This window comes from Cupriavidus sp. MPR-AND1C (assembly GCF_058809705.1).
On the sequence record NZ_JBXASU010000006.1, the window covers coordinates 141,874 to 153,618 of the forward strand.

The 11,745-nt window shown below is 68.9% G+C and carries 11 protein-coding genes; 5 read left to right on the forward strand and 6 right to left on the reverse strand.

Annotated features, from left to right (window positions below; genetic code table 11):
* Window positions 1-41 precede the first annotated feature (41 nt).
* Window positions 42-716: a TetR/AcrR family transcriptional regulator gene (locus AC1RWI_RS06100; protein WP_043357204.1), complete on the forward strand. Its 675-nt coding sequence runs from the start codon at window positions 42-44 to the stop codon at window positions 714-716.
* A 30-nt stretch (window positions 717-746) separates the two neighbouring features.
* On the opposite strand, the gene AC1RWI_RS06105 is transcribed toward AC1RWI_RS06100, so the two are convergent.
* The 4 genes from AC1RWI_RS06105 to AC1RWI_RS06120 form a co-directional block, all read right to left on the reverse strand.
* Window positions 747-1,748 carry an acyl-CoA dehydrogenase family protein gene (locus tag AC1RWI_RS06105; RefSeq protein ID WP_492865204.1) on the reverse strand — a complete coding sequence of 334 codons (1,002 nt, stop codon included), beginning with the start codon at window positions 1,746-1,748 and terminating at the stop codon, window positions 747-749.
* A 13-nt stretch (window positions 1,749-1,761) separates the two neighbouring features.
* On the reverse strand, window positions 1,762-2,922 hold the full coding sequence (locus tag AC1RWI_RS06110) for an acyl-CoA dehydrogenase family protein (RefSeq protein ID WP_043357201.1): 1,161 nt from the start codon (window positions 2,920-2,922) through the stop codon (window positions 1,762-1,764).
* 19 nt (window positions 2,923-2,941) lie between these two features.
* Window positions 2,942-3,403, reverse strand: coding sequence for a MaoC family dehydratase (locus AC1RWI_RS06115; protein WP_043357200.1), 462 nt, complete (start codon window positions 3,401-3,403; stop codon window positions 2,942-2,944).
* A 69-nt stretch (window positions 3,404-3,472) separates the two neighbouring features.
* Window positions 3,473-4,681: a CaiB/BaiF CoA transferase family protein gene (locus AC1RWI_RS06120; RefSeq protein ID WP_492865207.1), complete on the reverse strand. Its 1,209-nt coding sequence runs from the start codon at window positions 4,679-4,681 to the stop codon at window positions 3,473-3,475.
* Window positions 4,682-4,837: 156 nt separating this feature from the next.
* Here AC1RWI_RS06120 and AC1RWI_RS06125 point away from each other — a divergent pair, with 156 nt between their 5' ends.
* Window positions 4,838-5,728, forward strand: coding sequence for a LysR substrate-binding domain-containing protein (locus tag AC1RWI_RS06125; RefSeq protein WP_043357197.1), 891 nt, complete (start codon window positions 4,838-4,840; stop codon window positions 5,726-5,728).
* A 9-nt stretch (window positions 5,729-5,737) separates the two neighbouring features.
* Here AC1RWI_RS06125 and AC1RWI_RS06130 read toward each other — a convergent pair whose 3' ends face one another.
* Window positions 5,738-6,898 carry a helix-turn-helix transcriptional regulator gene (locus AC1RWI_RS06130; RefSeq protein WP_043357196.1) on the reverse strand — a complete coding sequence of 387 codons (1,161 nt, stop codon included), beginning with the start codon at window positions 6,896-6,898 and terminating at the stop codon, window positions 5,738-5,740.
* A 321-nt stretch (window positions 6,899-7,219) separates the two neighbouring features.
* Window positions 7,220-9,544, reverse strand: a complete 2,325-nt coding sequence (locus tag AC1RWI_RS06135) for a mechanosensitive ion channel family protein (protein ID WP_082055244.1) — start codon at window positions 9,542-9,544, stop codon at window positions 7,220-7,222.
* 330 nt (window positions 9,545-9,874) lie between these two features.
* Here AC1RWI_RS06135 and AC1RWI_RS06140 point away from each other — a divergent pair, with 330 nt between their 5' ends.
* The 3 genes from AC1RWI_RS06140 to AC1RWI_RS06150 all read left to right on the forward strand — a co-directional run bounded on the left by AC1RWI_RS06140 (window position 9,875) and on the right by AC1RWI_RS06150 (window position 11,689).
* A complete protein-coding gene (locus AC1RWI_RS06140) occupies window positions 9,875-10,300 on the forward strand; it encodes a signal protein (protein ID WP_492865210.1) in 426 nt (141 codons plus the stop codon).
* A 31-nt stretch (window positions 10,301-10,331) separates the two neighbouring features.
* Entirely contained in the window at window positions 10,332-10,577 is a 246-nt protein-coding gene (locus tag AC1RWI_RS06145) for a GlsB/YeaQ/YmgE family stress response membrane protein (RefSeq protein ID WP_492865212.1), read from the forward strand.
* Between the two features lie 329 nt (window positions 10,578-10,906).
* Window positions 10,907-11,689: an SDR family NAD(P)-dependent oxidoreductase gene (locus AC1RWI_RS06150; RefSeq protein WP_043357193.1), complete on the forward strand. Its 783-nt coding sequence runs from the start codon at window positions 10,907-10,909 to the stop codon at window positions 11,687-11,689.
* Window positions 11,690-11,745: the final 56 nt, after the last annotated feature.

Sequence of the window (11,745 nt, forward strand, 5' to 3'; positions counted from 1 at the left end):
CGCCGCGTTGCAGCCAATTCGCTTTCTCCTCAGATTCCATCATGTCCGCCGCCACCGAACCGCCGAAGCGCCGCCAGCCCTCGCAGCAGCGCGCGCAGCATACCGTCCAAGCCATCCTGCAAGCCGCGGCGCAGCTGTTCGCCGAACACGAGATGCGTGCCCAGCCTGAGCCCACCACTGAGCAGATCGCTGCGCTGGCAGGGGTTTCGGTTGGCTCGCTTTACCAGTACTTTGCCGACCGCGCGGCAATTGGCCGCACCTTGATCGAGCATCAGCGCGAGGCGGCGTTGGTGGCCCTGGAAACAATGCTGGCCGAGCGCCTGGCCGCCATGCCGGCAGCGGCAGGCCTGGCGGAGCCGCAAGCCGCGCGCGCTGCGCTGCGGGCTTATGTGCAGGCCTATGTGCTCAGCTTTGGCGGCTATGACGCGCATAGCCGCGCGCTGGCCCGCCTGGCCTGGCGCCATGATCGCGACGAGGATGCCGTGGCGGCGCTGCGCCTGGCCAGCGAACGGATCGGCGCGCAGTTGCAGGCGCTGGGCGTGAGCGCGCTGCGCTTGCCCGCTCCGGCGCAGATGTTCGCGCTCACACGGGCCTTGTTCGGGGTGGTGCGCTCGGCCGCACTGGAGCGCTCGCCCTTGCTCGGCAGCCAGGCCCTGGAGGACGAACTGGTCCGCCTGTGCTGGAGCCTGCTGCAGGGCGACCCCGACGCCGGCTGATCCTGGCCGGCCCCGGCCCCGCCCGGGGGCTCAGGCCGCGTCGGTGCTCCAGCTTCGGGTCAGATCGACCACGCCCGTTCCAGGTTGGCCGCACACCGCCTCGCCCACCACCCTTGCCCAGTAAGCCTGCGACCCGTCCGCCAGCTGCCAGGCATGCAGGCGGCGGGTGTAGATCTGCAGGTCGTACTCCTCGGTGATGCCGATGGCGCCATGCACGGCATGCGCGATGGCCGCCACTGGCGTGACCGCTTCGCTGGCGTTGAGCTTGCCGATGGCCGCGCGCAGCGGGTTCGGGAGCCAGCCGCCGGCGGCGCAGGCGATCTGCGCGGCCATGCGCGCGGCGGTGACATGTTCCGCCATCACGCTGATCTGGTGCTGGATGGCCTGAAACTTGCCGATGGCGCGGCCGAACTGCTGGCGGTCGTTGGCATATTGCAGTGTCATGTCGAACACATGCGACATGGCGCCGGCCAGCTGCGCAGCGTGCAGGCAGGCCCCGATCTGGCGCAGCGTGCCCGCGGGCAGCGTGAACAGTGGCAATCCGTCCGATGCGGGGCGCGGCAGGACCACGGCCAGATCCGCATGGGCGCCGGTCGCGCGCACTTGCGCCCGGTCGCGTGGCAGCAGCATGCACTGTGTACCTTCCTGCACCAGGAACCAGGCCGCCTGCGCGCCGCCTGCGACGAGGACCGCATCCGTGGCGCCCGCTTCCATATCGAAGGTCGCCAGCGCGATGGGCCCGGCCGGGACCGCCAGCCCGGCGGCGTGCAGCAGCGCGCGCGCGAACAAGGTCTGGCCCAGCGGCAAAGGCAGCGCGCGGCGGCCCAGCGCGAACAGCACCGGCGCCAGTTCGTCCAGCGGCAAGCCCGCCCCACCGGCCGCCTCGGGCAACAGGCAATCGGCAAAGCCGCTGTCTTGCAGTGACTGCCACAGGGGCAGGTGGTCTTCGCCGCGTTCGATGGCGCGGATGACAGCGGGCGTGCAGCAGTCGCGCAGCACGCTGTCGAGCGCGTCCGAGTAAGCGTTATGCATAGGGAACTCCGGTTCAGCGCAGGCCAAGGCCCCGGGCAATCATGCCGCGCAGGATCTCGCGCGTGCCGCCACGCAGCGAATAGGACGGGGCGACCTGGCTGACGTAGGCCAGCGTGCGGTACAGGCCGGGATCGGCGGCGAGGTGCGGGTCGTCGCCCAGCGCGGCCTGCGCCAGCGCCGGAATGGATTGCTCGAACTCCGTGCCCAGGTCCTTGACCAGCGCGGCCTCCACCACCGGGCTCTCGCCTGCGGCAAGCCGGGCGGTCACCGCCAGCGACATGGCCCGCAGCACCGCCAGCCGGCCAGCCAGCCGGCCGATGGTAACGGTGTCGCGCCGCGCAGCCGGCGCGCGCCGCAGCGCCGCAATCCAGGTATCGAGCAGCACCACGCTGGAGTACAGCCGCTCCGGCCCGCTGCGCTCGAAGGCCAGCTCCGCGTTGACCTGCTCCCAGCCGCTGCCTTCGCGGCCTACCAGCGCCGCTGCAGGCAGCATCACGTCCTCGAAGCTGACTTCGGAGAAGTGCGCGTCGCCGGCCAGGTCGCGGATCGGGCGCACGGTCACGCCCGGCGCCGACAGGTCGATGATGACCTGCGACAAGCCGCGCTGACGGTCCTCGCCCGCGCCGGAGGTGCGCACCAGCGCCAGCATGTAGTGGCAGCGATCGGCGTTGGTCGTCCAGATCTTGCGGCCGTTCAAGCGCCAGCCGCCGTCCGGCTGCGGCGTGGCGCGGGTCGCGACGCTGGCCAGGTCGGAGCCGGAGTTGGGCTCGCTCATGCCGATGCAGAAGAAGGCCTCGCCCTTGCAGATGCGCGGAAGATAGAAGGCCTTCTGCGCGTCGCTGCCGTAGCGCAGGATCAGCGGCCCGCTCTGGCGGTCGGCGATCCAGTGGGCCGAGACCGGCGCACCGCAGGCCAGCAACTCCTCGACCAGCACGAAGCGCGAGAACGGATCGAGCCCGGCGCCGCCATATTGCGCGGGCAAGGTGATGCCCACCCAGCCGCGCCGCGCCAGCGCGCGGCTGAAATCGGCGTTGAAGCCCATCCATGAGCGGGCGCGGACCTCGGGCGCAAGGGCCGGCAGGTGTTCGGCCAGGAATGCCTTCACCTCGCGCCGGAAGGCGGCGGCGGCCGGCGGCAAGGCAGTCAGCTGGAACGTGCTGGGCAGTGAAGTCAAGACAGGGGTCTCCGTGTGGCTAGCGGCCGGCCAGCAAGCGCCGGGCGGAATAAGTCATGACACGCTCATGGCGCTGGTTGAAGACTTCGATGTCCGAATCCACCACGGCGCGGCCATTGCGCGAAGTGGGGCGGATGCCGGTCACCGTGACCGTGGCCCAGATGGTGTCGCCCACCATCACCGGGGCATGGATCTTCTGCGTCAGCTCCAGCATGGCCAGCCCCGTGCCCTGGATCATGGTCTGCAGGATGAAGCCTTCGATCATGGCGTAGGTCAGCGCGGCGGGCACGGGCCGGCCATGGATGGCGCCGCCTTCATGGCCCGCCTCGATGAAGATCGCCTCCAGCATGCCGGTGACCGAAATGAAGTTGATCAGGTCGGTCTCGGTCACGGTGCGGCGGAAGGTCTGGAAGGCCTGGCCCTCCTTGATGTCTTGCCAATAAAAGCCCTGGCCGAGGCGGGGGAGTTGGGTATGGGGCACGGCGTCTCCTGTTGAGGGCCGCCATCGGCGGCCGGCTTCCTTTATGTTAGGAGCGGGAATGCGGCAGGGTTAGGCATTAGTGGCCGGCGCGGCACAATAGGCTGCGCCGGTGCGGCCCAGCTCATCGATCTGCTCACCGCTCAGGCCCGCCTCGCCAAGCAGGCCGCGGGTGTGCTGACCCAGGCGTGGCGGCAGCGCGCTCGCCGCGCGCTCGCCGTCAAAGCGCACCGGCGCGCCGGCAAAGCGCAGCGTGCCCATGGCCGCATCGTCCAGCGTATCGAAGAAGCCGGTGGCGCGCAGGTGCGGGTCATCCACCAGTTCCGCGAGCTGGTTGACCCGCGCCACCGGGATCTGCAGCGTTTCGCATAGCGCCAGCCAGGCGCTGGTGGTGCGCGTGCGCACGATCTCGCCGGTCAGCTCGTAGAGGGTTTCGATATGCTGCGTGCGCGCGGCGATGCCGGCAAAGCGCGGGTCGGCGGCCAGGTCGGGCCGGCCCGCGGCGGTGAAGAAGTCGCGCCAGTGGGCGTCGGTGTACGGCATCATGCAGACGTGGCCGTCGGCGCTCTGGTAGGGCCGGCGCAGCGGCGCCAGCACGCGCGGATAGCCGGTGGGCCCGCGCGGCGGCTCGAAGTGCTGGCCATAGAGATGCTCGACCAGGTTGAAGGCCACCATCGATTCGAACATCGGCACTTCCACCAGCGCGCCCTTGCCGCCCTGGCGCTCGCGCCCGGCAATGGCGGCCGAGATCGACAGCGCCGCCACCAGCCCGCTGGTCTTGTCGGCCGCGATGGTGGGGAAGTAGCGCATGGTGCCGGTCTGCGCGGCCATCAACGCGGCATTGCCGGACAGGCCCTGGATGATGTCATCGTAGGCCGGGCGGCCGCCATAGGGGCCATCCTCGGCAAAACCCAGCAGGCTCACGTAGACCAGGCGCGGGTGGCGCGCCATCACGTCGGCGGGGTCCAGCCCGAGGCCGGCCAGCTTCTGCGGGCGCATGCTGTGCATGAACACATCGGCGCTGGCCACGAGGCGCTCCAGGGCGGCCTGCGCCGCGGGCAGCTTGAGGTTGAGCACCACGCTTTTCTTGCTGCGGTTCACGCCCAGGAAGATGGCCGACATGCCATCCTCGGCGGCCGGGCCGGTGCGCCGCGTGGAGTCGCCCTCGGGGGGCTCCACCTTGATGACTTCGGCGCCGAGATCGGCCAGCCACTGGCTGGCGTAAGGGCCCATCACGACCGTGGACAGGTCGATGACGCGGATGCCTGAGAGGGGCAACATGCCTGGGTGTCTCCTGTCTGTTCTTGTGCCTGGCTGGCGCGGGGCGGGCTGCCCGGGCGCGCGCCGGATGCCACAGGGTAGATCAGGCGGGTCGCTAGCGTCTAATATTAGATTTTTAGGATTCGATATCTTCCAGATATCAATGTGGACATCAGCGTGGACCTTCGTCAACTTCAGCAGTTCGTCGCCCTGGCCGAAACCGGCAACTTCCACCGCGCGGCCGAGCGCCTGCACATGGCGCAGCCGCCGCTATCCATCTCGATCCGCAAGCTCGAAGACGCGCTTGGCACGCCGCTGTTCGTGCGTACCTCGCGCGGGGTACGGCTGACCCAAGCTGGCGAAGCCGCGCTGCATGACGCGCGGCGCGCGCTGTTCCATGCCGGCCAGGCTCGCGCGGCGGCACTGGCGGCGGCGCACGGCGAGCGCGGCGCACTGCGCGTGGGCTTTGTGGGCTCGGCAACCTACGCCCTGCTGCCCAAGCTGATCCCGGCGTTTCGGGCCGCGCACCCGGGGATCGAGCTGATCCTGCATGAATCCACTTCGGCGTCGATCCTGGACCGGCTGGAGCGCCATCAGCTCGATGCCGGGCTGGTGCGTTTTCCCATCTTGCACAGCGGCGGCTACACGCTGATGCCGCTGGAGAACGACGAGTTCGTGGCGGCGGTGCCGGCCGATAGCCGCTTTGCCGAGCGCGATGCGATTGCGCTCAAGGCGCTCGCCGGGGAACCCTTCATCATGCATCCCAGCGCCGAGGTGCCCAACCTGCAGGCCATCGCCATGCTGCTGTGCCAGCAAGCCGGGTTCGTGCCGCGTGTGACGCAAGAGGCGGTGCAGGTGCAGACCATCGTCAGCCTGGTGGAAAGCGGCCTGGGGGTGGCGCTGGTGCCCAGCGTGGCGGCGCGCTATATCAACCGGCGCGTGCGTTTCCTGCGGCTGGCCAGCCCACGGCCGGCGGCGCGCATCGGCATCGCGCTGGCCACATCCACGGATAGCGATGACCGGCAGGTGCAGCGCTTGCTGGAGGTGGCCAGCACCGTGGTTGCCTAGGCCCGCGGATCAGGCGGGCGCGCAGCTGCCACGCGCCGCGCCGGCGCGCTCCAGCGCCACGCCCGGCAGCAGGTGCAGCAGGCGCACCAGCTCGCTCTGGCGATGGGTGCCGGTCTTGCGCAGGATGTCGCGAATATGCACGCGCACCGTGTGCGGCGAGACGAATTCGTGCTCGGCGATCTCGGCCAGGGTTTCGCCGGCGGCAAGGCGGATGGCAATCAGGCTTTCCTTGCGCGACAGGCCGAACAGCGACGTCAGCACCGAACTGTCGAGCACCGAGCGCGATTCCGAGTTGCCCATCAGCACCATCGCAAACGGCAGTTGCCACGGGCCCTCCACCGGCTGGCGGGCCACCAGCGGCAGCACGATGACAGGTACCGGCTGGCCGCCCGACGTGATGTGCATCCACGACCCGGCCGCCGCCTCGCCACCACGGGATTGCATGGCGCGGTCGAGCAGCCTTTGCAGGGTGGCGTGCAGGGTCTGGTCGTGGGTCTTGAGCACGCCGTTTTCCAGCGTGAGCTGGCTGTCGGCCTGCACCAGCGCCTCGGCCCAGATATTGGCGTAGCGCACGCGCATATCGGCTTGCAGCACCATCACGCCGAAGTCGAGCGTATCCAGCCCGGCCAGGCCAAGGGCCGCCAAGCCGCTCAACTCGAAGTTGCGCTGTTGCATGCGCGCGGCGCGGGCCCAGTGCGGCAGCACGCGCGCGAGCCGCTTGCTGCGGTGGTTCAAGTCCTGCGCCCCGTCGAACCCGGTGTCCGGGCGGCCGCCCCGGTCCGTGCCGCCCATCACCACGCAGACCTCGGCGGTATCGAGCAGGCGCACGCCATGCTCCAGGTCGGCGCCATGCGCTGGCGCGCGCCAAGGCGCGCCGTCCTGCAGGTCACCATGGTGATCGCCCGCGAGCGCGCGCCTGGGCAGGCTCGCCAGCGCATGCAGGCCCTCCGGCACGTAGGTGCCCTGCGCCGGGAAGCAGCCATGCGGGGTGACGCCGAGGCGCGCTTGCCCCGACAGCTTGTCCCAGACCAGGTAATGCGGGCTTTCGATGTCGGTATAGCGGGAGAAGAGATCCAGCGCGGCTGGCATGGCGGTGACGTCAAGCGCTGACTCGTAGATCGAATCGATCAGACGATGGAAGTCTTCATCCGCCGACGGATGTTCGCCCATAGTGTTTTCCCCGGTGGCTCTCGCCTGATCCTGCTTTGCTCTTTTTATTGGCCCGCTGGTAGCGGTACGGCTGGCTCGCTGTGGCCGGCTCCGAAGTGGCAGGTGCCACCGGACGGGGTCAGGCGCCCGGTATGCCGGGTCTGTCAGCGCTGCGCGTTACCGTGTGGCGGCATTATGCGCATGCGAGCATAACTTCGCAAACGGGGAATGTCGCCTGGGCAATTATTACAAATTATTACGGCGCCGACATGCCTGCGAAACGGGCCATGGCGGCGCAAAGCGTACCCGTTTCTGCGTGCGCTTTGGGCGCTGCATGGTGACTCAGCCTGGCCCGGGCGCACCCTTTGAAAGCGCGGCGCCGGCGCCGGCTGCCAGCTCCGTAGCCTGCGCGTCCTGCGCCGGGGGGAGCCCCGGGCTGCCCTCGACCAGCACCGTCACCCGCTGCGTGGCCATGCTGATGCCATGCTGGTCGAACTTGCGCTTGAGCCGCACGTTGAACGCGCGCGTGATTTCCGCCTGGGTCAGCGGGCGGGTCCTGAACTGGGCCAGCACCACCGAGCCGTTGGGGTCGAAGCGATCGAGGCCCAGGATGTCGAGCCCGGAAAGCAGGTTGCGCGCGTAGCGGAAATCGCGCGCAACCTCGGCGCCGGTCTCGCGGATCAGCTCGATGGCCTGGTCGAGGTCGCTACCGTACGCCACGCCGATGTTGAACACGGCAAAGGCATAGCCGCGCGACATGTTCTTGATGGCCTTGATCTGGCTGTAGGGCAGGATATGAAGCGCGCCTTTGCCGTCGCGCAGCTTGACGGTGCGGATGGTCATGGCCTCCACCGTGCCGATATGGTCGGGCAGTTCCACCGAATCGCCGATGGCGATCGAGTCCTCCACCACGATGAACAGGCCGGTGATCAGGTCCTGCACCAGGCTTTGCGCGCCAAAGCCGATGGCCAGGCCGACCACGCCGGCGCCGGCGAGCAGCGGCGTCACGTTGACGCCGAGGTTGGCCAGCACCACGATCAGCGTGACGACCAGCAGCGCGACGAACAATGCATTGCGCACCAGCGGCAGGATGGTCCTGGCTCGCAGGCTGGGCTCCTGCCCGCGGCCGTGTGCGGGCGTCAGCGTCTGGGTGATGGCCGTATCGACCAGCAGCCACAGCAGCCACGACAGCAGCACGGTGCTGGTCACGCTGAACACGGCCTCGCCGATGCGCTTGCCGAGCGCGGTGGATTCAATCACCGAGAGCAGCGACACCCCCCAGATCCGTCCGGCCAGCTCGAAGTAGGCGAACCAGATCACCACCCGCACCAGCGCTACCGCGAAGCGCCCGAAGCGCGCCAGGTAGGCCGAGCGCTGGCGGTCGCGAAAGCGCGGCGGGCGGTGCGTGGCCTTGGGCGAGCGGCCGGTGACCAGCGTCAGCAGCAGCGCGGCCACGAACAGCGCTACCGAGGCCACGGTGCGCTGCAGGAAGATGTCCGCGTAGCCGGTGGCCAGCAGCGTGCCTGCCACGGAGGCCACCACCACCGCCAGCACCGGCAGGTGCCAGCTCGCGCCTACCAGGCGCAACAGGTCCATGATCGCGGGATGCTCCTGGCGGAAAGCCAGCGGCCGGTTGCTGATGATCTGGCCGATCTGCCGGCGAAAGCGCAGCGTGAAGGCGCCGATCAGCAGCGCCGCGGCGATGTTGGCCACGGTGGAGATCAGTGCTGACAGGTTGGCGCCGAGCGAGGCGATCACGCGCGCGTCGGTCGTGGCGTCGCCCAGCGCCGCTAGCGCGCCGGTGGCGAACAGCAGCCTGCGGGAGTGCAGCAGCAGGTCGCGCACCGCGTGGGCGCGGTGCGCCGAGGTAAACAGCGCGAAGATGACCTGGCACACCGCGCCCATCACGGCGCCGGCCACCACCGAATAGGCAATCACCATGCCGGCCATGCTGGCGGGCGAGCGTTCGAACACACCGCTCGAGAGCAGCATCGCCAGGGCGAAGGCGACCACCCACGGCGCCACCCTGCGCAGCATGTAAAGCCCGACGTCCATCCAGGACGGCACCGCGGGCAGCTCATGGCGCACCGCTGGCTGCAGGCGCCGGTTGCGCACGCGTCTCACCGCCTCCCGCAGCAGCCATCCAGCGAAGAACCAGGCCGCGAGCACGGTGGAGAACTCCCGTGCCGATTGCCAGGGCGAGCGCGTCCCGTTCAGGGTCAGCGCGGCCAGCCACTCGTCGCCCGCGAAATCGATGCGCCAGCGCCAGTAGTGCCACGGCCCCTTGTCCTTGCCCAGCGACGCATCGAGATGGTCGACCGCCTCGGCCAGCGCCCCGAGCAGGCCGGGTTGTGGCGCCGACGCCGCACTGGCCCCGCCGATGCCCTTGCGCAGCGCTTGCAACTGTTCGACCAGGGCCTTGCGGTCCTTGTCGCTTTGCAGCGTGGTGATGACCTGGTCAAGCGACTGCGCGAGGGGCTCGCTGGCAGCGGGCTGCGAGGCCGGCGCGGACTCGGCCTTGACGATCGCCGCCAGCGAGGCCAGTCCGGCCGGCGCCGCCAGTGCAGGCTGCGTCGCCAGCATGGCCAGCACCAGCCAGATCAGCAGCAGTGCGCCTGGCCGGCATGCGGCCGGTATTGTGAATCGGGACCTGATCACGAGCGTCATCTCATGCGGGTGGGGATAGAGAGTACGGGACAACCCCGGGGGATGCCTGACACTGTAGCGCATTGCGGATACCGCACACGCCGTGGATTCGCGCGGCGCCGCAATCGGCGTTGCCGCTCGCGCAGGGCACCTTGCAGGGCATGTCGCATGGCGCCAGCAGCGGGCGGCGTGCAGCAGGCGTACCATGGCACAAGCCCGTGCTGGCAGGTTGTGGTCAACGGAGTGACGGTGCGGGCCGTTGAGTGAGGTATTGCGTGTCGGTCGGGTTGCGGCTGTATGCAGCCCTGTCGTTTCGTTGTCCCAATGGCATTGTTACCGCAGGAGCCTGTCATGAATGCTATGAAAGCCATGAACGCTGTTACCGCTGTTACCGCTGTTACCGCTTTGTCCGCCTCGCCCGCCTCGTTGGGCCGGCGCATCGGCTTGCCCATGCTGCTGGCCGCAGCCCTCATCATCTCGGTCCCGCACCTGGCGCGCGCTCAAACCACGCCAGCCGCTCCCGCCGCTGCCGCGCCGATGGCCAAGCCTGCCGCGCCTGCGCCGTCCGCCTCCATGCCGATGGCCAAGCCAGCCGCGCCCGCCGCCGCCGCGGCTCCGGGTGGCGGCCCTGGGCAGGTATGGGCCAACAAGTCTTCCAAGGTCTATCACTGCCCTGGCACGAAGTACTACGGCAAGACCAAGAACGGCGCTTATATGAGTGAAGCCGACGCCACCGCGCAAGGTTTCCACGCGGATCACGGCAAGGCATGCAAGTGAGCCGCGGGAAGCGCCGCCGGGAGGGCATGACATGCACCTGATCTGGATCATCCTCATCGGCTTTCTCGCCGGCCTGGTGGCGCGCATGCTCACGCCCGGGCGCGGGCCAAGCGGTTTTTTCCTGACCGCCGGCCTGGGCATCGTCGGCTCGCTCGCAGCGACCTTCCTTGGGCAGGCGCTGGGCTGGTACCGCCCGGGCCAGTCCGCCGGCTTTGTCGGCGCCGTGCTGGGCGCTGTGATCCTGCTGGCGCTGTATCACCTGGCAACGCGGCGCTAGACCGGCCGCGGATTCTTCAAGTGGCCAATGCTGCTGCCCGCGGGCAGCAGCATTCGCGCCGCGCGCAGGCGTGCTCACGCTCTCAGGCGCTTGATGTGCTTCATGTGCTTTCATGCATTCGTCGCTTCGGACGATGCGTTGCGCGCCGTCATCGCTGAATCTCCATACCACGCTGGCAAGCCCGTTTATCCGGCTCGCCGGGCTCAGGCATTCCGCCCAGGCGTAGCGCTGCGCGCCGACGGGGAACGCGGAATGCGGGGAATGGTCCAGCACGGATTCAACACGCATCATCCACACATCAACACACATCAAGACAACGCGGAGACAAGATGGAACTCAATGCATCGGTAACGGCAGTGATCACGGGCGGCGCATCGGGCCTGGGCGAAGCCACCGCGCGGGCGCTGGCGGCGCACGGCGTGCGCGTCGCCCTGTTCGACATGAACGCGGAAAAAGGCGAGGCCGTGGCGCGCGAGCTCGGTGGCGTGTTCTGCCAGGTCAACGTGACGTCGGAAGCCGAGGTTGAAGCCGGCTTCGCCAAGGCACGTGCAGCGCTCGGGCAGGAACGCATCCTGGTGAATTGCGCTGGCACTGGCAACGCCATCAAGACCGCATCGCGCGCCAAGGAAGCGCCGGACCAGATTCGCTTCTTCGCCTCGGACGCGTTCGAGCGCATCATCCAGATCAACCTGATCGGCTCCTTCCGCTGCCTGGCGCGCTCGGCCGCCGGCATGCTCACGCTGGATGCGCGCGACGGCGATCGCGGCGTCATCATCAATACCGCCTCGGTGGCGGCGCAAGACGGGCAGATGGGCCAGGCGGCGTACTCCGCGTCCAAGGCCGGCGTGGTCGGCATGACCCTGCCGATTGCGCGCGACCTGTCTGGCGAAGGCATTCGCGTCAACACCATCATGCCCGGCATCTTCAACACGCCGCTCCTGCAAGGCGCGCAGGAACACGTCAAGGCTGCGCTGGCCGCCTCGGTGCCGTTCCCCAAGCGGCTCGGCGCGCCGGAAGAATTTGCCTCGCTCGCGCTGGAGATGTGCCGCAACAGCTATTTCAATGGCGAAGCGGTGCGGCTCGATGGCGCCATCCGCATGGCCCCGCGCTGATCCGGCAGTTCACAACAATAAAAAAGGACGCGCGCATGCAGCAGGACCGAGAGAAG

Bases quoted from the DNA above. Each gene is read 5' to 3' on its own strand.
- AC1RWI_RS06140 (WP_492865210.1), top strand. From the start codon at position 9,875: ATGAATGCTATGAAAGCCATGAACGCTGTTACCGCTGTTACCGCTGTT.
- AC1RWI_RS06100 (WP_043357204.1), top strand. From the start codon at position 42: ATGTCCGCCGCCACCGAACCGCCGAAGCGCCGCCAGCCCTCGCAGCAG.
- AC1RWI_RS06105 (WP_492865204.1), bottom strand. From the start codon at position 1,748: ATGCATAACGCTTACTCGGACGCGCTCGACAGCGTGCTGCGCGACTGC.
- AC1RWI_RS06130 (WP_043357196.1), bottom strand. From the start codon at position 6,898: ATGGGCGAACATCCGTCGGCGGATGAAGACTTCCATCGTCTGATCGAT.
- AC1RWI_RS06150 (WP_043357193.1), top strand. From the start codon at position 10,907: ATGGAACTCAATGCATCGGTAACGGCAGTGATCACGGGCGGCGCATCG.
- AC1RWI_RS06145 (WP_492865212.1), top strand. From the start codon at position 10,332: ATGCACCTGATCTGGATCATCCTCATCGGCTTTCTCGCCGGCCTGGTG.
- AC1RWI_RS06120 (WP_492865207.1), bottom strand. From the start codon at position 4,681: ATGTTGCCCCTCTCAGGCATCCGCGTCATCGACCTGTCCACGGTCGTG.
- AC1RWI_RS06135 (WP_082055244.1), bottom strand. From the start codon at position 9,544: ATGACGCTCGTGATCAGGTCCCGATTCACAATACCGGCCGCATGCCGG.